Origin of the sequence: Roseovarius sp. W115, from assembly GCF_032842945.2 — a bacterium.
GTDB classification, from domain to species: Bacteria; Pseudomonadota; Alphaproteobacteria; order Rhodobacterales; family Rhodobacteraceae; genus Roseovarius; species Roseovarius rhodophyticola.
The window spans coordinates 1,895,791-1,915,734 of the sequence record NZ_CP146606.1; the positions used below are offsets into that span (position 1 = coordinate 1,895,791).

A 19,944-nucleotide genomic window follows, 5' to 3' on the forward strand; every position below is an offset into this window, starting at 1 on the left:
GAACTCCTGTCTTCCGGCGCAGCTCGAGTGGCGCTGGTTTTTGGAGATAATAAACGTCCAGAGAGGCTGGTCCAGAAATGAATCCTCAAATGGGCCCGCTTTTGCCGGGGCTTTACCTCGTGGCCACACCTATTGGCACAGCGCGCGACATCACATTGCGCAGCCTGGATATTCTAAGCAGTGCCGATGTGCTGGCGGCCGAGGACACGCGGAGCCTGAAACGACTTTTGGATATCCATGGTGTTATTTTGGGCGACAGACCTCTCGTGTCTTACCATGATCACAACGGGCATCGTGTACGCCCTCGGTTGATTGCCGAGATAAAGAAGGGCAAGTCGGTGGTTTACGCATCCGAAGCTGGCACACCGTTGGTTGCTGATCCTGGCTATGACTTGGTTCAATCGATGATTGAAGAAAGTTTGCCGATTGTGTCGGTACCCGGGCCTTCTGCGGTGATTACAGCCCTCACTCTGGCAGGGCTGCCAACCGATCAATTCTTTTTTGCAGGGTTTTTGCCATCAACCTCTTCCAAGCGGAAAACCGCGCTTCGAACCTTGACCGAAATCCCCGGCACTCTTGTCTTTTACGAATCGCCGAAGCGTATTTCCGCGATGTTGCGAGATGCCAGTGACGTGCTTGGTGCAGATCGGAAAGCCGCGATTTGTCGGGAGTTGACCAAGAAGTTTGAAGAGGTCACGCGCGGTTCGTTGGAAGAGCTCGACACTTTGTGCGAAACGCGTGATCTTAAAGGTGAAATCGTAGTTTTGATTGATCGTGGGTCAGAACGGACCGCGAATGCTGCGGATGTCGAAGCTGCACTTGAGTCAGCCCTGGAAACACTGAGCGTTAAAGATGCGGCCACTCAGGTTTCAAAGGAAACCGGATGGAAGCGCCGAGAGGTTTACCAGCTGGCCTTGAAAAAGAGCGAGCAGCGTTGAGACATCTTTAACCTACGACAGGCCTAGTGTTTTTTTGCATCAGGAGAAGCACGTGTCGCTCAAAGTTCCGTCGAAACAAGAAAACACACACCTTATGACACGCAAAAGCCGCCGCGGTCAGTTGGCCTATCTCAAAGGGGATGCGGCAGAGGCGTCTGTTGCGGCTGCGTACAAAGCTCTCGGCGCAACCATTTTGGAAACACGGTGGCGTGGGAAGGGCGGCGAGATTGACCTGATTTTTCTGCATCAAGGTGTTTATGTTTTTTGTGAAGTAAAAGCGTCTGTCACGCATGAGGCCGCGCGTCACAGGCTTCTTGAAGCGCAGATGAGGCGCATCCACTTGGCAGCCTCTGAGTATCTCGCACATACGCCGAATGGGCAGCTCAGCGATGTGCGTTTTGATTTGGCTTTGGTCAATGCACGCGGCGAGGTTGAAATTCTGCAAAACGCTTTCGGTCATTTCTGATTTGCACCCAAGCCACGCATACCCCATGTATGTGGCCAGAAAAGACCGGAGAGAACCGCATGAAAGTTGCGTTCCAGATGGACCCAATCGGTCCGATTGATATCAATGCAGACAGCACATTTCGCATCGCTCTTGAAGCGCAGGCGCGTGGGCACGAGCTATTTTACTACACACCTGACCGGCTTGCCTACAATCAGGGACGCGTCACTGCGCGTGGCTGGCCGCTGAAGGTACAGGCTGTCGAGGGCGATCACTATCATCTGGGCGAAGAGCAGGTGGTGGATTTGGCAGAGTTTGATGTGGTTTGGCTCCGTCAGGATCCGCCATTTGACATGTTTTATATCACCACAACGCATCTGCTGGACCGACTGACGCCCAGTACACTTGTTGTGAATGATCCGTTTTGGGTGCGCAACTACCCGGAAAAGCTTTTGATCCTTGATTTTCCTGACCTCATGCCTCCCACGGCCATAGCACGCGATCTCGATACGATCCGTGAGTTCAAGGCGCAGCATGGCGATGTCATCCTCAAACCGCTTTATGGCAATGGCGGTGCGGGCGTCTTTTTCCTGCCTGAGGGTGATAAGAACCTCAGTAGCCTGCATGAACTATTCACAGGCTTCAGCCGTGAGCCACTCATCGTGCAAAAGTACCTGCCCGAGATAAAGCAGGGCGATAAACGCGTTATTCTGGTCGATGGTGAACCTGTGGGGGCGATCAACCGATTGCCGGCGAAAGGTGAGACGCGGTCCAATATGCATGTCGGTGGACGGCCTGAGAAGGTTGCCATGACAGAGCGCGACCTGGAAATCTGCGCCACGATTGGACCACTTTTGAAGGAAAAGGGTCAGGTGTTCGTCGGCATCGATGTAATCGGGGCGTATCTTACCGAGATCAACGTGACGTCACCTACAGGCATTCAGGAATTGGAACGCTTTGACGGCACCAACACTGCCGAAAAAATCTGGCAGGCCATTGAGACCAAGCGCCAGTGAGCCTGGCGCGCCCGATCCTGAACGCGTGGCTACGTTGGACCGAGAAGTCATTTCTGGCCCGGGCAGAAGATCCGCTTGAGGTTAGGCGGTCATTTGAGACCAAAGCTCGTTTTTATTTTCACGCGCCTTTCGGCACACGGTATTCGCATGACAAAATCGGTGGTCGGGACGTCCAATGGGCCCGCGCCCGCGGCGTTTCGAAAGACGGCGCGCCCTTACTGCTCTATTTCCACGGCGGGGCCTATGTATTCGGCTCTCCGAACACGCATCGCGCTATGCTGGCGCGACTGTCAGCAGACACCGGATTGCCTGCGTGCCTGCCAACCTATCGGCTTGCACCAGAGCATCCATTTCCTGCTGCGTTAGAAGATGCTGTTTCCGTCTATCGCGCCGCTATGGAGCGACCCGGTGGTGTCATCCTGGGAGGAGACAGTGCAGGCGGCGGGCTTGTTCTGGCGCTTCAAGCCGAGATCTGCAAGTTGGGGCTGCCAAATCCGCTCGGTACGTTTGCCTTTTCGCCTTTGACGGACATGACCTATTCCGGTGAGAGTTTTGTGTCGCAGGCGGATGCAGATGTGATTTTGCCTGCAGAACGGGCACAGGAAAGCGCAGACTTTTATCTCAATGGCGCTGACCCAAAAACGCCTGGGGCGTCCCCGCTTTTTGCAGAGTTTGCAGGTGCTGCGCCGGTCTGGATGTGCGTTGGAGATACGGAAATTCTTTTGGATGATACGCGGCGCATGACCAAACACTTGCGTGCTCAACGTGTTGAGGTCACCGAGCTCATTGAGCACGACTTGCCGCATGTCTGGCCACTCTTTCACAACCTATTGCCAGAGGCACGCAACACACTGCGAGACTTGGCGCAATGGGTCAGATCTCTTTCGAACCGTTAAGACGATAGCTGATGGCCTCAGCGATATGAATCCGCCGGACATTTGCCTCGGCGTTCAAATCGGCGATAGTGCGCGCCACACGAAGCACACGGTGATACCCGCGCGCAGATAGCCCAAATCGCTCTGCCACCTGATTGAGCAAGTCTCGGCCCTCCGTGTCGGGTGATGCGATCTCTTCTAAAACTTCGCCCTCCGCATCTGCATTGAGCCGCATGTCGAGAGTTTCAGCGAAACGTGTCTCTTGTACCTTGCGCGCTACAGAGACACGGGCCGCCACCTCCGCTGAACTGTCACCAGTAGCGGGTAGATCAAGGTCTGTGAACGCCACAGGGGGTACATCCACACGCAGGTCAAATCGGTCCAGAAGAGGCCCGGAAATGCGCCCCATGTAGTCCTCACCACAAACTGGAGCGCGCGAACACGCCCTTGCCGGGTCGGGTAAATACCCGCATTTGCAGGGGTTTGCCGCCGCTATGAGCATAAAGCGGCAGGGGTATTTCACATGCGCATTGGCGCGCGCCACCATGACCTCACCGCTCTCAATCGGTTGGCGCAAGGTTTCCAGTACTGCGCGCGGAAACTCGGGAAACTCATCAAGAAAGAGAACCCCATTATGGGCAAGGCTGATCTCTCCGGGACCGGCTCGACGCCCTCCACCTACGATGGCTGCCATGGATGCGGTGTGGTGGGGTTCGCGAAAGGGGCGAGTCCGATTTATCCCGCCTTCATCAAGCAATCCTGCAAGAGAATGGATCATGGACGTTTCCAAGGCTTCGGTCGCGCTCAAAGGCGGCAAAAGACCGGGTAGCCGTGCGGCCAGCATGGATTTTCCAGACCCAGGCGTACCGACCATCATCAGGTGGTGCCGCCCTGCAGCCGCGATCTCTAGCGCACGTTTGGCGCGTTCCTGGCCTTTGACATCACGCAGGTCGCGTCCGGATGTGTCGGAGGTGACTTCTCCGGGTTGGGCCGGAGCCAAAGGCGATTGACCGGTATAGTGACGCACCACATCGGCAAGGCTGGCAGCTCCGATCACTTGCGCCGCGCCGACCCAAGCGGCCTCTGACCCCGAACCCTTGGGGCAAAGCAGAGTACGGTCTTCATCGGCGGCGGCCATGGCTGCGGGTAGGGCACCAACCACCGGGATAAGCGAGCCATCAAGCGACAATTCCCCAAGTGAACAGGTGCCTTCAACCGCGTCATGTGGAATGATTTCGAGGGCGGCAAGCAGAGCCAGGGCAATGGGGAGGTCAAAATGGCTGCCCTCTTTGGGCATGTCCGCAGGCGATAGGTTGATCGTAATCCTCTTGGAGGGAAGAGCGATTGCCATCGAACTGAGGGCTGTGCGGACCCTGTCGCGCGCCTCGGTTACCGCTTTATCCGGCAAGCCGACGAGAGAAAACGCGGGCAAACCCGGTGTGACGGCACATTGCACCTCAACCGATTTGGCCTCAACGCCTTCAAAGGCGACAGTATAGGCGCGCGCAACCATTCGTGACCTGATGTCCCATTGCCCCGTTGTCTTGCGTAACGCGCAATGTATTGACGAATGGTTAATGGGCGTGTGCCAAGGCGTTCATTCTGCGTCCCGCATCGCTACGAATTTGGGCCAGGCCTCTTGATCCGCCATGGTCTTGTCACGGCAAAACGCGTTGCAAAATCCAAAGATACGCCCGCCCGTTTCCATGAAATGCGTGACAGGCAAATTTGAATAGGGACAGTGGGTGTTCTCTGATGAACCCTCTTCTGTAGGTGCGGCTACTTTCGCTGTGGGGCCAGGCCATACAGAGTTAGGCAAACCCATGTCATAGGGCATCGGATCATAGGTCTTGGTCAGGCCCATCGCGCGCCACTGACGGAAACTGGTGTCGGACAACGTGGTGTCCATGTAATCCTGTGCCACCGCGTTCACAGTCAGGCCATAGCCGGCGATGCGTGCCGCAATGGGGGCATAAAACACATCGGCGAGCGAGTATCTCCCAAAAAGCCAAGGTCCGGATTGGCCATGCTTTTCCCGTGCAAGTTCCCAAAGCAATTCGAGCCGCTCCAATTCAGCAATAACCGCTCGAGATGGCTCAAACCCCTGCACCTGATGCAAAAGCTGCATTGGACACTCCCCGCGCAGAGCGCTGAAGCCCGAATGCATTTCTGCTGTGATTGAGCGCGCTAAGGCGCGTGCAGCGGGGTCATCGGGCCAAAAACCAGCTTCGGGGTGCCGCTCGGCCAGCGTTTCAGCCATGGCAAGCGTGTCAAAGATCACCACACCATCGCTGTCGCGCATCACTGGAACAAGGCGGGCGGGGTGCAGATCGGCCAGATCTTCGGCCATTGTGCCGTCATATAGGCCTACCATGTGCGTGCGGTGCGGGATGCCGAATTTTTCAAGCATCAACCATCCGCGCAAGGACCAGCTTGAAAAACTGTGGTCCCCTGTAAAGAGATCGTATTGCATGGATTTACTTTAGAACGCGATATGCTTTGGCCAAAACCATGTTTTGTGCGGCGGTTCATCACAGCAGGTGATTGATGCAATCGATCTGCCATCCCGTTGGCTTTTGATGCAACGTGGTGACAGAGAGGTTGTCAATGCGATGACCAATAGCTTCTTCAGGCACCAGACTATCGGCGCGTTGTACCTGCGTGAGGATGACCCCGATGTGAGCCACGGCGATGATATGAGCATTGGGGTGTTCCGTATTCAAGCGATCCACAACTGCTGATATCCGCAAAGCCGCGCTGTTCCAGCTTTCGCCACCAGGCGGGGCCACGTCTCCGGGCGTTTCCCAATAAGCCCGGGACAGCTCCGGGTGGCTTTGTGCAACCTCGTCAAAATGCTTGCCATCCCATTCGCCGAAATGAAACTCGCGCAGATCTGTGTGGCTTGGAAGACGCTTGCGTCCGGCCTCAATCGCATCCGCCGTGGCGGAAGCGCGGATAAGATCCGAGGAAATGACCAAGGCGCTTTCCGGCAAATATGCACTCAGACGTGCGATTTGAGCGGTATCCGATAAATCTGCTGGCACATCGCGCCATCCGACAAAGGTCTTTTGATGCGTTGGGCCGTGCCGCACCCAATGCCAGGTTGTCATGGCAATGTGCCTTTCAAAACCTGCGGAAGCCCCGCGACTACATTTACCACCAAGTCTGCCTTAGCGGCGATTTTCTGGTTCAAACGCCCTTGCGCCTCTCGAAACTGACGCGCCAGTGCGTTTTCGGGAACGACAGACAGGCCCACTTCGTTGGTGACGATCACAAGCGGCGCGGGGCAGAGCGCCAAACCCGCCATAAGTTCCGCCTCTGCTTCATCCAAAGGGTTTTCCGCCAGCATCTGATTGCTCAACCACATGGTCAGACAGTCCAGTAAAACCGCGTTGTCCCCGCTGATCGTGGCGAGGGTTCGGCCAATGTCGAGCGGCTCTTCAATGGTGCGCCATCCTTCGCCGCGTTGCTCCTTATGCTTACGCAATTTGGCCCGCATCTCGGCGTCATGGGCCTGTGCTGTGGCCAGGTAGACCAGATTTCGACCTGTGCCCTTCACCAACCCTTCTGCAACAGCAGACTTGCCTGACGCGGCCCCACCAATGACCAAGCTCAACCCCGGTAACATAATTTTCCGACTCTTTTTTGTGATCCACTTGCCGAACTCCTGCGTAGCACTAAGCGAACGATCAAAAAAGATCGATAAGCTCAAAGCACCAGGGAGTACGAAATGGCATTAGATAGTGGATACAACACGGACATGTCTCGCGCTGCCATGCGAGCCGAGCTTCTTGATGCCGATACAGAACGCGATCTGGCCTATGCCTGGCGCGATCAGCGCGATGAGCAAGCGCTTCACCGTTTGATCACGGCCTATATGCGTTTGGCCATTTCAATGGCGGCCAAGTACCGCCGCTATGGTGCGCCGATGAGCGACCTGATCCAAGAGGCTGGCCTTGGATTGATGAAGGCGGCGGATAAGTTTGATCCAGATCGCGGCGTGCGGTTTTCAACCTATGCCGTTTGGTGGATCAAAGCATCCATTCAGGACTATGTCATGCGCAACTGGTCCATGGTGCGCACCGGGTCTACCAGCAGTCAAAAATCACTATTTTTCAATATGCGCCGTGTGCAAGCTCGTCTCGAGCGCGAAGCAATGTCGCGTGGCGAAAAGCTTGACGGTCATCAATTGCGCGAAATGATCTCACACGAAGTGGGTGTGCCACTGCGTGATGTTGAGATGATGGAAGGCCGTTTGTCGGGCACTGATTTTTCTTTGAACGCAACGCAAGCGTCTGATGAAGAGGGCCGGGAGTGGATCGATACCATTGAAGATGATGGCCCGCGAGGTGACGAGGTTGTGGAAGACGAGCATGACAAGGGCGCCTTGCGCAATTGGCTGACCGAAGCGATGTCCCGCTTGAATGATCGCGAACGCTTTATTGTGCGCGAACGCAAATTGCGAGATGACGCGCGAACATTGGAAAGCCTTGGAGAAGAGCTGAAACTCAGCAAAGAGCGTGTACGGCAGATAGAGGCCGCTGCGTTTCAAAAAATGCGCCGCTATCTTGAAAAGCAGGGATCTGAGGTCCAAAACCTGTTGGCATGAAGCATGTCTCTCTTATGAGTGTTTTGGTTCTGGTCTTTCAGGCGTCTTCAGCTTGGGCATCTGGTGCCATAGAGCACTTTAGCCAGCCAGATATAACTGCACTGAAATCAGCCGATATTGTCCTTTTGGGCGAGCGCCATGACAATCCTGCCCACCATGAAGCTCAGGCGCAGATCGTGGAATTGCTTACTCCAAGCGCAATCGTGTTTGAAATGCTGACCAAGCGACAAGCGTCGGTTGTTACGGATGAAAATCGCGCATCTGAAAATGATCTTGAAAAGGCTTTTGACTGGAACAATTCCGGATGGCCAGATTTCGCAATGTACTACCCGATTTTTGCAGCTGCTCCACAGGCCAAGATTTATGGCGCACAGCTTGATCGATCTGCGTCCAAGGCGGCATTGAAAGATGGTGTGGAGGCGGTTTTTGGCGAGGAGGCAGAAGCGTTTGGCCTAACGAAGCCTCTTCCCGAAGACCAACAAGGCGCGCGGGAACGGCTTCAGGCGGTTGCGCATTGCAACAAGCTTCCCGAAGATGTGCTGCCCCGGATGGTCATGGTTCAGCGATTGCGAGATGCCTATTTAGCGCAAGCATCACTACAAGCATTGACTGAGACGGGCGGTCCGGTTGTCGTGATCACGGGCAATGGTCATGTACGTTCCGACTGGGGCATACCCGTTAACTTGCTTGCCGCTGCTCCGGAAGTTTCCGTGATTGCTGTGGGGCAGGGCGAGGAGGAAAGTCCGCCTGTTGGTGTCTTTGACCTGACGCTCACCGCGCCTGTTCCTGAAAGAGAAGATCCCTGCGCTGCCTTCAATTGACGCATTCCACGCGCCCCTTGTGTTGGTCATAGGCCGCGCATAGTCTCGGCGCGACGTAATGCAGGACGGTGCACATGCTCGCATCCAGACGAATTTTGCTACTCATCGGTGGTGGGATTGCGGCCTATAAGTCGCTTGATCTCATTCGGCGGCTGCGTGAACGAGGGGCGTCGGTGACGCCCGTTTTAACACGCGCTGGTTCAGAGTTTGTCACGCCACTTTCGGTGTCTGCGCTTGCGGGTCGTAAAGTGTTTCAGGACCTCTTCGATCTGACAGATGAAGCCGAGATGGGCCATATTGAACTTAGCCGCAGCGCCGATCTCATTGTGGTTGCTCCTGCGACAGCGGATCTGATGGCGAAAATGGCGCAAGGCCACGCTGATGATCTGGCGTCGACACTTCTGCTTGCGACCGACACGCCCGTTTTGGTCGCGCCGTCGATGAATGTGCGCATGTGGGATCACCCTGCAACGCAGCGCAACATGAAGACACTCAAAGAGGACGGTGTTGCCTTTGTCGGCCCGAATGAGGGCGATATGGCCTGCGGGGAATATGGCCCCGGGCGCATGGCCGAACCGCTTGAGATTGTTGCGGCGATTGAGGCGCAGATTGCTAGCGGACCGCTGGCGGGAAAGCGTATCCTTGTCACATCAGGCCCAACGCATGAACCGATCGACCCCGTACGGTATATTGCCAACCGATCCTCTGGCGCACAGGGCACGGCGATTGCCAGTGCTTTGTCGGCATTGGGAGCGGACGTGATCTTTGTCACGGGTCCTGCGGATGTGCAGCCGCCAGAAGGTGTCACAGTCGTCCCGGTGCAAACTGCGCAAGAGATGCTTGATGCGGTTGAAGATGCCCTGCCGGTTGACGCGGGTATATTTGCTGCCGCTGTTGCTGATTGGCGGGTTAAATCAGCGTCCGAACGTAAGCTGAAGAAAACCAAGGATGGGCTTCCCGATCTGTCTTTTGCTGAAAACCCGGATATTCTGGCGACTGTGTGCAAGTTGAAAGATGGAAGGCCTGATTTGGTCGTTGGGTTCGCTGCAGAAACCGACGACGTGTTGACCCATGCAACGGCCAAGCGCCAACGTAAGGGGTGTGACTGGATTGTTGCCAATGATGTCAGCCCCGGCACGGGGATCATGGGCGGATCGGAAAACCATGTGACTTTGATCACCGCTGACGGCGCTGAAGATTGGCCGCGGTTGTCGAAGGATCAGGTTGCCAGACGTCTGGCGCAGAAGGTTGCTGAGGCGCTTGCGTGAGCCACAGCATGCCTCCGGCGGGGATATTTTGGGCAAGAAGAAAGGTCTGTCGATGGTGAGCATTTCTGTTCTCTGGGAGGACGGAGCGGATACGTCGCTTGGCTTGCCGCGCTATGAAACGGCAGGCGCGGCGGGTGCGGATTTGCGTGCGAATTTTCCCAACCGCCAATCGGTGAAGCTGAAACCCGGTGAACGTACACTTGTGCCAACGGGTTTGCGCATTTCTATCCCCGCGGGTTATGAGGTTCAGCTGCGTCCTCGATCCGGTTTGGCTCTTAAGCATGGGATCACTCTGCCAAACAGTCCCGGCACAATAGACAGCGATTATCGCGGGCCCTTGGGTGTTATTGTGATGAACGCGGGTGCGGAGTCTTTTGTGGTGGAACACGGCATGCGGATTGCGCAAATGGTTGTGGCTCCGGTTGTGCAGGCGCAGTTTGTCGAAAGCTTGTCGCTTGAAGAAACAGCGCGTGGGGCTGGCGGATTTGGCTCAACAGGGGCGAGCTAATGTTGCTGGTGCTTTTTCTGGCCGCTGTGCTTTGGGGCATAGGGATGATGATGGGCACGCCGCATCGCTTGCGGTGGTCCATGATCGGATTTTTGTGGGTGGGCGTCGTCGTACTGCATCTTGCTTTACCAGATGGGCACCCCCTGCGCGTCGCGACGGGCGAACAAGCGGCACCTTGGTTGTTGCTGGGCGGAATGGGAGCGCTTGTTCTTCTCTACCGGGCTGGCCTGCAGCGGTTGAAAACCAAAGCCCAGGCAGAAGAGCCGGCACCGCAAGCTAGCGGCACATTTGCGCCAACTGAACTGGAAAGATACGCCCGGCACATTGTGTTACGCGAAATCGGTGGGCCGGGGCAGAAGGCGTTAAAGAAAGCCAGTGTTCTGGTGATAGGAGCAGGGGGATTGGGATCTCCCGCAATCCTTTATCTTGCTGCGGCCGGGGTCGGGCGCATCGGTATCATTGACGATGATGTGGTCGATCATACCAATTTGCAGCGCCAGATCATCCACACCGATGACCGTAGCGGTATGCCCAAAGTTTTTTCGGCGGCTGAGGCGGTTAAGGCGCTCAATCCCTATACCGAGATCCGGCCCTACAATCGACGCCTGTCAGAAGAAGAGGCCGAAGCGCTTTTTGGTGATTACGATCTGATCCTTGACGGTACAGATAATTTTCAAACCCGGTATCTTGCTAACCAGGCAGCGTACAGTGTTGGTAAACCTTTGATTTCAGGTGCTTTGTCTCAATGGGAAGGTCAATTGAGTGTATTTGATCCTGCTCAGGGCACACCGTGTTATCAATGCATTTTCCCTGAAGCGCCCGCCCCCGGGTTGGCGCCAAGCTGCGCCGAGGCAGGTGTGCTGGGTCCACTACCAGGCGTGGTCGGGTCCATGATGGCAGCAGAGGCCATCAAAGTGCTTGCTGAAGCTGGAGCGCCGCTGAGGGGTGAAATGCTTATTTATGACGCTCTATATGGAGAGAGTAGGAAGATTTCATTGAGCCGCCGGATGGATTGTCCGATTTGCGGCCAAGTAGGAGAACAAGATGACCAATCCGCTGCTGAGTGAGTGGACGACACCGTTTGAACTGGCCCCGTTTGACAAGATTTCCGATCATGACTTCGAGCCGGCGTTTGAGACCGCGTTGAACGAGGCCCGCGCGGATATTCAGACGATTGCAGATGATCCCACAGACCCCAGTTTTGCCAACACAATCGAGGCGCTGGAAGTGGCTGGCAAAAAGCTCGATCAGGTGCTGTCTGTGTTCTATTCGGTCGCAGGGGCAGACAGCAACGACAAACGCCAGGAATTGCAGCGGTCATTTTCGCCAAAACTGGCCACGTATTCGTCTGAGATCTATGGCAATAAGGCGCTCTTTGCACGGATTGAAGCGCTTTGGGAGGCACGGGAGTCACTTGGTCTAAGCGATGAAAAAGCACGAGTTCTGATGCTCACTCATCGCGGCTTCCGTCGGGCAGGAGCGGGGTTAACCGGTGCGTCAGACGCCCGCATGCGCGAGATTCGCACGCGTTTGGCTGAACTTGGCACGGCGTTTACGCAAAACCTGCTCGCCGACGAAGCTGGCTGGCATATGGAGCTTGCTGAAGGTGATCTGGAGGGGTTGCCGGGCTTCGTTGTGCAAGCCGCGCGGGCGGCGGGAGACGAGAAGGGAACGGATGGGCCTGTGATTACGTTGTCGCGGTCGCTTATCGTGCCATTTCTGCAATTTTCTCCCAGGCGAGATCTGCGCGCAAAAGCATTTGCTGCTTGGATCGCGCGTGGTGCCAATGGCGGAGAAACAGACAACCGCGCAATTGCTACAGAAATACTGACCCTGCGGGAAGAGCGTGCTAAGCTTCTGGGATATGATGATTTTGCGGCCTTCAAGCTCGAAACCGAGATGGCCAAGACATCTGAGGTCGTGCGCAATCTTCTGATGGATGTTTGGGAGCCCGCCAAAGCACGAGCGGAAGCCGATGCAGAAGTGCTTACCCAGATGATGCAGGCTGATGGTATCAACGGTCCGCTTGAGCCTTGGGATTGGCGGTACTACGCGGAGAAGCGCCGCAAGGCAGTGCATGATCTTGATGAGGCCGCACTCAAGCCGTATTTACAACTTGACCGCATGATTGAGGCGAGTTTTGCGTGCGCCAACAGGCTTTTCAGTCTTGAGTTCAAACCCATTGATGTGCCGCTCTACCATCGCGATTGCCGTGCATGGGAGGTAACCCGAGACGGGGCACATGTGGCGGTGTTTATTGGCGACTACTTTGCGCGCGCGTCGAAACGATCCGGTGCGTGGTGTTCGGCTATGCGGGGGCAGGCCAAATTTCCGAAAGTCCAGGGTCCTGTGGTCATCAATGTGTGCAATTTTGCCAAGGGCGATCCGGCTCTTTTGAGCTATGATGACGCACGAACACTCTTCCACGAGTTTGGACATGCCCTGCACCAGATGCTCTCGAATGTGACCTATGAAAGCATCTCAGGTACATCCGTCGCCCGCGACTTCGTGGAACTGCCCAGCCAGCTTTATGAACATTGGTTGGAAGTGCCTGAGGTATTGGCCGAGTTTGCAACTCATGCTGAGACAGGTGAGCCGATGCCTAAGGATATGCTCGATAAGGTGCTGGGGGCAGCCACCTTTGACATGGGCTTTCAAACTGTTGAGTATGTCGCCTCTGCACTGGTCGATCTGGCCTTTCACAATGGTCCTGCGCCAACTGACGCTATGGCCAAACAGGCTGAGGTGCTGGAAGACCTTGGCATGCCACATGCAATTACAATGCGTCACGCCGCACCACATTTTGCACATGTGTTCAGCGGCGATGGGTATTCCAGCGGGTACTACAGTTACATGTGGTCCGAAGTGATGGATGCCGATGCTTTTGCCGCTTTTGAGGAGGCGGGTGGACCGTTTGATCTGGAGAAAGCCAAAGCGCTTGAGGCCAACATTCTGTCTATGGGTGGCTCGCGTGAAGCGGAAGAGCTCTACCTTGCCTTCCGTGGCCGAATGCCCGGTGTTGAGGCGCTTCTCAAGGGACGGGGGCTGGCAGCGTGACGCCAGAAGAGATTGAAAAGCTGCCGTATCGGCCCTGTGTTGGGGTTATGCTGGTCAATACGGAAGGCCATGTTTTTGTTGGCCAAAGGATCGATAGTGAGGTTGTCGCCTGGCAGATGCCACAAGGCGGTGTTGACGAGGGCGAGACCCCTCGCGATGCAGCTCTCAGGGAGTTATGGGAAGAAACTGGTGTGACTGCAGATCTTGTCGCAGTTGAGGCGGAAACGCAGGATTGGGTGACGTATGATTTGCCACACGAGCTTGTGCCAAAGCTTTGGAAGGCGCGGTTCCGAGGGCAGAAACAGAAGTGGTTTCTCTTGCGGTTCCATGGCATGGACTCAGACGTCAATATTGTCTCCGAGCATCAAGAGTTTTCCGAATGGCGTTGGTTGCCACCCGAGGAGCTTCCCGCGGCCATCGTGCCGTTCAAACGGGCAGTTTATGAAAGCGTTCTGGACGCGTTTTCTGAGGCCTTGTGATGCGTGTTCTGATGTTTGGGTTGGCAATGTTTATCGCCGGGCCTGCTTTGGCGCTGTCTTGCGTCCGCCCCGACGTAGCAAACACATACAAAAACGCAGCAGAGGCGGAAGAGATTTATGTGGTTGTGCATGGGACGCTTACGTTCGATCAGAATCGCATGCCGGAGTACGATCTTTCAGACCAGAACCGCCCTGATACTTTGATCCCGGCACGGCTTGAGGGCGTATCTTTGTCGCGCGAGGGTTTCGTGGCGCCATTCAAGCGTAATATTTCCCTGCTTCGTCAATGTATTGGTCCATGGTGTGGTGGGGTGGCTTCCGGTGTTGATTACCTGGTCTTTTTGCAAAAAGCGGGCGTGGATTACGTGATGGTGGCCGGCCCTTGTGGCAGTTTTGCTTTCCCAGAGCCAAGTCAGGTGCAGCTTGATCAGGCAAGATCCTGTATGCGCGACGAAGGATGTGATCCACTGCGGTAATCGTTCATTTACAATCAAGACTCGAAAAAGAACAAAACGTGAATATAATGGTGACTCGCTATGTTTGCCGAGCTGTCGATCACGTCGAACTTCACTTTTCTCACCGGGGCCTCCCACCCTGAGGAATACGCCTTGCGTGCGGCCGAGTTAGGCTTATCGGCATTTGCCATTGCCGATGAAAATTCCGTGGCAGGGATCGTGCGTGCGCATGTAGCAGTGCGCGACTTGGCCAACGTGGTGCGAGGTCGCAAGGAGCTTGAGGCGCGCGATGGTTTGGTTGGCCCGCCGGCGCCCAATCCGCAGCCACCTGATTGGGCGCATGTGCCCCGGTTTCTACCCGCAGCCCGGCTGTGTCTTGCCGAAGGGATCACGGTGACGGCCCTGCCGCAGGATCGCGTCGGCTGGGGAAGACTCTGCCGCCTTATCAGCAAGGGTCGGCTTAGGACTGAAAAAGGCAGTTGCCATCTGACAGTGTCGGATGTGGTGGAAGGAGCAAAGGGGCTTTGGCTGCTTCTCCACCCTGCGCGCTCTACAGAGGAAAGACGCCATTGGCGCGAAAACGCAAATCTGCTTGTACGGCGCTTGGGAGCGCAGATGCATTTGCTGATGATGCCGTTCTATGATGGACAAGATGTGGCCCGCTTTAACCGCTTGGCAAAACTGGCCAAAGAGATGGGCCTGACACCTGTGGCCTCTGGTTTTCCCCTTATGCACCACGCTCGTCGCCGCAGGCTTGCCGATGTGTTGACTGCTATCCGGCAAGGGCGGCAGGTCGATACGCTGGGCCGTGATGCGCTGGCCAATGGCGAACAACGCCTGCGATCTGAGGCTGAGATGCTGCGACTTTTTGCTGGCCATGAAGAGGCGGTTCGCCGGGCCGAGACACTGGCGCAAAAGCTAACCTTCTCACTTGATGAACTGCGCTATGAATACCCAAGTGAGGTGATGGATGGCGAGCCACCCACCAATCGGTTGCGACGGTTGGCGCAGGAAGGGCTTACTTGGCGTTATCCTGGCGGCGTACCGGAACGCGTGAAGAAGATGATGAGGCATGAACTGGCCCTCATCGCCAAGCTGAAATATGAACCTTACTTCTTGACTGTGCGTGATGTTGTGGCCTTTGCCCGCTCTCGCAATATTCTGTGTCAGGGTCGCGGTTCAGCGGCTAATTCGGTTGTCTGCTACGCGCTGGGAATTACCAGTGTGTCCCCTGAAATTGGGACAATGGTGTTTGAACGTTTCGTATCCGAGGCGCGCGACGAGCCTCCTGATATCGATGTGGATTTCGAACACGAACGCCGCGAAGAGGTGATCCAGCATATCTATGAACGTTACGGCCGCCACCGTGCCGGGCTCTGTGCCACGGTCATCCATTATCGTGGCAAGCGGGCCATTCGCGAGGTCGGTCGAGCGATGGGGTTGAGTCAGGATACAGTCGGGGCGCTCAATTCACAGCTTTGGGGGTTCTTCGCTACGTCTGGCGCTCTTGAACGCCAGCGCATGCGTGAAATTGGACTTGATCCCGATGATCAACGGCTCAGACAGACCATGGAGTTGGTGCGCGAAATCGAAGGATTTCCGCGCCATCTGAGCCAGCATGTCGGTGGGTTTGTGATGACCGAGGGGCGGCTGGATGAACTGGTGCCTCTCGAGAATGCCACGATGGAGAACCGCACGGTCATATGCTGGGACAAGGATGATATTGATGCTCTTGGAATCCTGAAGGTCGATGTGCTGGCGCTCGGTATGCTGAGCTGTATCCGCAAGGCATTTGATCTTATCGATCAGCATCATGGCACGCGCTACACACTCGCCACGCTGCCTCCCGAAGACCCACGTGTCTATGACATGCTCTGCGCAGCAGACAGCATTGGTGTCTTCCAAGTGGAAAGCCGCGCGCAGATGAACTTTCTACCCCGGATGCGGCCACGTACCTTTTACGATCTGGTCATCGAGGTGGCGATCATCCGTCCTGGTCCTATCCAAGGCGACATGGTGCACCCCTATATCCGTCGTCGCAATGGCGAAGAAGAGGTCAGTTTTCCCTCCGATGAGCTTGGCAAGGTGTTGAGCAAAACGCTAGGTGTCCCTCTCTTTCAGGAACAGGCGATGCAGATTGCCATTGTCGGGGCAGGGTTCAGCCCTGAGGAGGCTGACCGTCTGCGCCGATCTTTGGCCACATTCAAAAAGCATGGCAATGTTAGCGCCTTTCGCACGCGATTCCTGAAGGGTATGGCGAAGAACGGCTATGATCAGGAATTTGCTGAACGCTGCTTTTCTCAGATCGAAGGGTTTGGCTCTTACGGTTTTCCTGAAAGCCATGCCGCTAGTTTTGCACTTCTGGTCTATGCCAGCGCCTGGATCAAATGCCACCACCCCGGTATTTTTGCCTGTGCATTGCTCAATGCTCAGCCCATGGGGTTCTACGCCCCTGCACAGATCGTGCGCGATGCCCGTGAACATGGTGTTGAGGTGCGCTCGGTCTGTGTAAACCGCAGTTTTTGGGACAATGTCATGGAGCCCAACGACAAGGGTGATTTGGCACTTCGACTGGGGTTTCGTCAGATCAAAGGCATCTCGGAAGAGGATGCATATTGGATCAATGCTGCACGCGGCAATGGATATCACGCAGTTGAAGATGTTTGGCGTCGTGCAGGTGTGCCGCCCACAGTTATTGTGCGGTTAGCTGAGGCGGATGCTTTTGCAGCGCTTGGTGTAAACCGGCGTACTGCACTTTGGGCTGCCCGGGCGCTTATTGGGCAAAAACCCCTGCCGCTTTTTGCCGGTGATATGGATGGTGAGGCCATTTCAGAACCGGAGGTTCATTTGCGCCCCATGACACTGGGCGAAGAGGTGGTTGAGGATTATGTCTCTACCCGGCTTTCTCTCAAGGCGCATCCGCTGGCTTTGTTACGTGATGCTCTGACGCCGCCTGATGGCCAGATCACAGTCCATATGGCTGATGTCGGAGCCTCCGGCGGGGATATTGAGAGCAAGAAGAAAAGATAAGTTTTGCTTTGTCTTCTTGCCAAAATATCCTGGAGGCCTCGGGGTGGACTCCCCAAATTGCTCTAAAACAAGATCAGGCTATTCCAATTTATCAGATTGTTTGGTCGTATTCGCCAACTGACGGCTCTGTGCGAATGACTTTGTCAATCTCCTCGAAGATCGCGTGCATTTCCGCATCAGACGATGCGCTCTCGCACACCACCACCAAGTTTGGCGTATTAGAAGACGCTCGGACAAGACCCCAGCTTCCGTTCTCCAAAATGACGCGCGCGCCATTGACGGTCACCACTTCCTTGATGGGTTGTCCGGCAAAAGACTCACCCGCATCATGCTTGGCGACAAGTTTTTCCACCAGCCGATCCAGCACTTCGTATTTCTCCGTGTCGGCGCAGTACGGTGACATGGTGGGGGTTGAGTAAGTGGTCGGCAACGCGCGGCGCAGGTCAGACATCGACATATCCGGATTGCGGTCCATCAGTTTGCAGATTTCCACAGCCACCCGCATACCGCAGTCATATCCACGCCCTACAGGTTCGGCCAGAAAGTAGTGGCCGGATTTCTCAAACCCGGCCAATGCGCCAATTTCTTTAACGCGCCGTTTCATGTGGCTGTGGCCCGTTTTCCAGTAGTCGGCTTTCACCCCATTTTTCTTGAGCTCAGGGTCTGCCGCAAAAAGACCGGTGGACTTCACATCCGCGACAAAAGTTGCATTAGGGTGCAATTTGCTGAGATCGCGCGCCATGATCACGCCGACTTTGTCCGCAAAGATTTCCTCACCCTCGTCATCCACAACACCGCAGCGGTCCCCATCGCCGTCGAAACCAAGTGCGAAGTCCGCGCCGGTCGCCTTTACGGTTTCAGCCATATCATTCAGCATCTCCATGGCTTCCGGGTTCGGGTTGTAATTCGGGAAATTATAATCCAGCTCGTTGTGAGACGGGATTACCTCTACCCCAAGCCGTTCAAACAGCTCGGGTGCAAAAGCTGCGGCTGTGCCGTTGCCGGTGGCGCAGACCACGCGCAGTTTGCGCGTCATTTTAAAGTCGCCCACGAGGTCATTGAGATAAGCCTCACGCACGCCGTCTACAAACTCGTATCCGCCGCCGGGGCGCGCCTCGCCTTCACCGCCCAGAACGATGTCACGTAGCTCGCCCATTTCATCCGGTCCATGAGTGAGGGGCCTTTCAAACCCCATTTTCACACCGGTCCAGCCATTGGGGTTATGTGACGCTGTGACCATTGACACAGCCGGCACATCAAGATGGAACTGTGAGAAATACGCCATGGGTGAGAGTGCCGGGCCAATATCCTTGACCTGAATGCCAGCCTGCATAAGTCCAACGATCAGCGCATTCTTGATGGATAGCGAATAGTCGCGATAGTCGTTGCCCACAGCGATCACCGGCTCGATGCCGCGACGGTGGATTTGTGTGCCAAGGCCCAGGCCCAAAGCAGTCATGCCCGGCAGGTTGATCTCGTCAGGATACTTCCAGCGTGCATCATATTCGCGAAAACCTGTAGGTTTGATCATGGGATCGCGCAGGAAGGCCCATGTATTTGGCGTAACTTCGGGTAAAGGTTTGCTCATTTGAAAATCTTTCTGTGGTTCAAAGACGCACCGGGTCCGATTTGGCCAGTTTGTCAAAACGCATCAAACTTTCCACCAATGCAGGCATTTCGTTCAAAGGGACCATGTTTGGACCATCTGAAGGAGCGCTATCGGGGTCTTCATGGGTTTCAATAAAGACAGCCGCAATACCCAGAGACACTGCGGCACGGGCCATGACAGGGGCAAATTCGCGTTGTCCCCCAGAGCTTCCGCCCTGACCACCGGGTTGTTGCACCGAATGAGTGGCGTCCATCACCACTGGGTAGCCTGTACGTGCCATCTGCGGGAGCGATCGCATGTCAGCCACAAGCGTGTTGTAGCCGAAGGATGATCCACGCTCTGTCAAAAGAATGCGTTTGTTGCCCGTACTCTCAATTTTTGAGACTACGTTTGGCATATCCCACGGTGCCAGGAACTGACCTTTCTTGACGTTTATGACGGTGCCTGTCTCGCCTGCCGCCAAGAGCAAATCGGTTTGTCGGCATAAAAAGGCTGGGATTTGCAGGACGTCTACCACCTTGGACACAGGCACGCATTGCTCTGGTGAGTGAATGTCGGTCAACACCGGCACCCCCACATCGTCCTTGACGGTTTGCAAAATGCCCAAACCGTCGTCGAGCCCTACACCTCGTTTCCCCGACAGCGAGGTGCGGTTGGCCTTATCAAAAGACGCTTTGAAGATGTACTGCGCCCCCGCTGCATCACAGGCGGCCTTCATGGCACGCGCAATCATCAAGGCGTGCTCAGTACTTTGGAGCTGGCACGGTCCTGCGATGAGTGTGAGCGGTTGGTCGTTGCCAACGCGCAGACTTGAGATTTCGACAACTTTCATCG

The 19,944-nt window shown here is 55.6% G+C and carries 19 protein-coding genes; 13 read left to right on the forward strand and 6 right to left on the reverse strand.

All coding sequences use genetic code 11. From position 1 onward, the window contains the following. Positions 1-77: 77 nt before the first annotated feature. Genes rsmI through RZS32_RS09585 form a run of 4 tightly spaced genes read left to right on the forward strand, consistent with a single transcriptional unit; the run spans position 78 to position 3,295 of the window. Positions 78-938 carry a 16S rRNA (cytidine(1402)-2'-O)-methyltransferase gene (gene rsmI / locus RZS32_RS09570; protein ID WP_317056756.1) on the forward strand — a complete coding sequence of 287 codons (861 nt, stop codon included), beginning with the start codon at positions 78-80 and terminating at the stop codon, positions 936-938. A 52-nt stretch (positions 939-990) separates the two neighbouring features. Continuing rightward, a complete protein-coding gene (locus RZS32_RS09575; protein ID WP_317056757.1) occupies positions 991-1,404 on the forward strand; it encodes a YraN family protein in 414 nt (137 codons plus the stop codon). 59 nt (positions 1,405-1,463) lie between these two features. Continuing rightward, positions 1,464-2,399 carry a glutathione synthase gene (gene gshB, locus RZS32_RS09580; RefSeq protein ID WP_317056758.1) on the forward strand — a complete coding sequence of 312 codons (936 nt, stop codon included), beginning with the start codon at positions 1,464-1,466 and terminating at the stop codon, positions 2,397-2,399. After that, positions 2,396-3,295 carry an alpha/beta hydrolase gene (locus RZS32_RS09585; protein WP_317056759.1) on the forward strand — a complete coding sequence of 300 codons (900 nt, stop codon included), beginning with the start codon at positions 2,396-2,398 and terminating at the stop codon, positions 3,293-3,295. Before gshB ends, RZS32_RS09585 begins: the two co-directional genes overlap by 4 nt. Here RZS32_RS09585 and RZS32_RS09590 read toward each other — a convergent pair. The 4 genes from RZS32_RS09590 to cobU form a co-directional block, all read right to left on the reverse strand. Further along, complete coding sequence (locus tag RZS32_RS09590; RefSeq protein ID WP_317056760.1) at positions 3,273-4,787, reverse strand: YifB family Mg chelatase-like AAA ATPase; 1,515 nt, start codon at positions 4,785-4,787, stop codon at positions 3,273-3,275. The genes RZS32_RS09585 and RZS32_RS09590 overlap by 23 nt on opposite strands. 84 nt (positions 4,788-4,871) lie before the next feature. Further along, positions 4,872-5,747 (reverse strand): glutathione S-transferase, encoded by an 876-nt coding sequence (locus RZS32_RS09595; protein ID WP_317056761.1) that lies wholly within the window; start codon positions 5,745-5,747, stop codon positions 4,872-4,874. Between the two features lie 58 nt (positions 5,748-5,805). Further along, positions 5,806-6,384 (reverse strand): histidine phosphatase family protein, encoded by a 579-nt coding sequence (locus RZS32_RS09600; protein ID WP_317056762.1) that lies wholly within the window; start codon positions 6,382-6,384, stop codon positions 5,806-5,808. Next, positions 6,381-6,902, reverse strand: coding sequence for a bifunctional adenosylcobinamide kinase/adenosylcobinamide-phosphate guanylyltransferase (gene cobU / locus RZS32_RS09605; RefSeq protein ID WP_317056763.1), 522 nt, complete (start codon positions 6,900-6,902; stop codon positions 6,381-6,383). Before cobU ends, RZS32_RS09600 begins: the two co-directional genes overlap by 4 nt. A gap of 102 nt (positions 6,903-7,004) precedes the next feature. Here cobU and RZS32_RS09610 point away from each other — a divergent pair, with 102 nt between their 5' ends. The 9 genes from RZS32_RS09610 (at position 7,005) to RZS32_RS09650 (ending at position 17,501) form a co-directional block, all read left to right on the forward strand. Next, positions 7,005-7,883: an RNA polymerase factor sigma-32 gene (locus RZS32_RS09610; RefSeq protein WP_317056764.1), complete on the forward strand. Its 879-nt coding sequence runs from the start codon at positions 7,005-7,007 to the stop codon at positions 7,881-7,883. Between the two features lie 14 nt (positions 7,884-7,897). Beyond that, complete coding sequence (locus RZS32_RS09615) at positions 7,898-8,704, forward strand: ChaN family lipoprotein (RefSeq protein WP_339106604.1); 807 nt, start codon at positions 7,898-7,900, stop codon at positions 8,702-8,704. A gap of 74 nt (positions 8,705-8,778) precedes the next feature. Beyond that, a complete protein-coding gene (gene coaBC, locus RZS32_RS09620; RefSeq protein ID WP_317056766.1) occupies positions 8,779-9,972 on the forward strand; it encodes a bifunctional phosphopantothenoylcysteine decarboxylase/phosphopantothenate--cysteine ligase CoaBC in 1,194 nt (397 codons plus the stop codon). A 52-nt stretch (positions 9,973-10,024) separates the two neighbouring features. Next, on the forward strand, positions 10,025-10,480 hold the full coding sequence (gene dut / locus RZS32_RS09625; RefSeq protein WP_317057886.1) for a dUTP diphosphatase: 456 nt from the start codon (positions 10,025-10,027) through the stop codon (positions 10,478-10,480). Continuing rightward, positions 10,480-11,547: a HesA/MoeB/ThiF family protein gene (locus tag RZS32_RS09630; RefSeq protein WP_317056767.1), complete on the forward strand. Its 1,068-nt coding sequence runs from the start codon at positions 10,480-10,482 to the stop codon at positions 11,545-11,547. The genes dut and RZS32_RS09630 overlap by 1 nt, the downstream gene beginning before the upstream one ends. Further along, positions 11,525-13,537 (forward strand): M3 family metallopeptidase, encoded by a 2,013-nt coding sequence (locus RZS32_RS09635; protein ID WP_317056768.1) that lies wholly within the window; start codon positions 11,525-11,527, stop codon positions 13,535-13,537. Before RZS32_RS09630 ends, RZS32_RS09635 begins: the two co-directional genes overlap by 23 nt. After that, positions 13,534-14,016, forward strand: coding sequence for an RNA pyrophosphohydrolase (locus RZS32_RS09640; protein WP_317056769.1), 483 nt, complete (start codon positions 13,534-13,536; stop codon positions 14,014-14,016). The genes RZS32_RS09635 and RZS32_RS09640 overlap by 4 nt, the downstream gene beginning before the upstream one ends. Next, entirely contained in the window at positions 14,016-14,492 is a 477-nt protein-coding gene (locus tag RZS32_RS09645) for a hypothetical protein (protein ID WP_317056770.1), read from the forward strand. Before RZS32_RS09640 ends, RZS32_RS09645 begins: the two co-directional genes overlap by 1 nt. A 60-nt stretch (positions 14,493-14,552) precedes the next feature. Continuing rightward, the gene (locus tag RZS32_RS09650; protein ID WP_317056771.1) at positions 14,553-17,501 is read left to right on the forward strand and encodes an error-prone DNA polymerase; all 2,949 of its coding nucleotides are present in this window, start codon (positions 14,553-14,555) and stop codon (positions 17,499-17,501) included. A gap of 91 nt (positions 17,502-17,592) precedes the next feature. On the opposite strand, the gene RZS32_RS09655 is transcribed toward RZS32_RS09650, so the two are convergent. Beyond that, entirely contained in the window at positions 17,593-19,089 is a 1,497-nt protein-coding gene (locus RZS32_RS09655; RefSeq protein ID WP_317056772.1) for a phosphomannomutase/phosphoglucomutase, read from the reverse strand. A gap of 19 nt (positions 19,090-19,108) precedes the next feature. After that, positions 19,109-19,942: a 3-deoxy-8-phosphooctulonate synthase gene (gene kdsA, locus RZS32_RS09660; protein ID WP_317056773.1), complete on the reverse strand. Its 834-nt coding sequence runs from the start codon at positions 19,940-19,942 to the stop codon at positions 19,109-19,111. Positions 19,943-19,944: the final 2 nt, after the last annotated feature.